The following is a 1,176-nucleotide window of genomic DNA, read 5'->3' as shown; positions in this document are numbered from 1 at the left end:
GGTTTTTTTTTGGCGAAAGAACTGGAGACAGTCGGAGTAGAGCATGAAAAAAACAGGATTTTTGAGTTCATTGAAAACCAAGCTAGCGGTGATGTCAGTCACCGTTGCTGCTGCAGGTGCAATGATCAGTACTTCTGTGACAGCACAAGAGTTAGGATGGCCAGAAAAAGAAGAGTTGAAATTTGGCTTCATTAAATTGACGGACATGGCTCCATTAGCTGTTGCGTATGAAAAAGGTTACTTCGAGGACGAAGGTCTTTACGTTACCTTGGAAGCACAGGCGAACTGGAAAGTATTGCTAGACCGCGTGATCGACGGCCAGCTTGATGGTGCTCATATGTTGGCAGGTCAGCCACTTGGTGCGACGATTGGTTTCGGTACGCAGGCGCACATCATTACTGCTTTCAGCATGGATTTGAATGGTAATGCGATTACCGTATCAAACGATATTTGGTCACAAATGAAGCCGAATATTCCTCACGAAGGTGGCAAGCCAGTGCACCCAATCAAAGCTGACGCACTAAAGCCTGTTGTTGAAAAATATCAGAGCGAAGGTAAGCCATTTAACATGGGTATGGTATTCCCAGTATCGACGCACAACTATGAGTTACGTTACTGGTTAGCTGCTGGTGGTATTCACCCTGGCTATTACGCACCACATAAAGGTGATACCAGCGGTCAGATTGATGCAGATGCATTGCTTTCGGTTACTCCACCACCACAAATGCCAGCAACGATGGAAGCCGGCACTATTTATGGTTACTGTGTGGGCGAGCCGTGGAACCAGCAAGCAGTATTTAAAGGTATTGGTGTGCCAGTTGTAACGGATTACGAAATTTGGAAGAACAACCCAGAGAAAGTTTTCGGTGTGAGTAACGAGTGGGCAGAGAAATATCCAAATACGCATGCTCGCGTTGTAAAAGCGATGATCCGCGCAGCAATGTGGTTGGATGAGAACAACAACGCTAACCGTCCAGAAGCGGTAAAAATCTTATCTCAAGCAAACTACGTTGGTGCTGACTACGAGGTTATTGCAAACAGTATGACGGGTACGTTTGAGTACGAGAAAGGCGATAAGCGTGAGATTCCTGACTTCAACGTATTCTTCCGTTACAACGCGACTTATCCTTACTACAGTGATGCAATTTGGTATCTAACACAGATGCGTCGTTGGGG

The 1,176-nt window shown here is 45.9% G+C and carries 1 protein-coding gene; it reads left to right on the top strand.

Translation table 11 applies throughout. The features are described 5' to 3' along the window. Positions 1 to 121 precede the first annotated feature (121 nt). On the top strand, positions 122 to 1,176 hold a 1,055-nt coding region (locus A3762_RS18195; RefSeq protein ID WP_231878855.1), incomplete at its 3' end, for a CmpA/NrtA family ABC transporter substrate-binding protein.

The organism is Oleiphilus sp. HI0125 (genome assembly GCF_001635355.1).
Note: the sequence above shows the minus strand (reverse complement) of the source record. Positions and strands in the feature narration are given on the sequence as shown.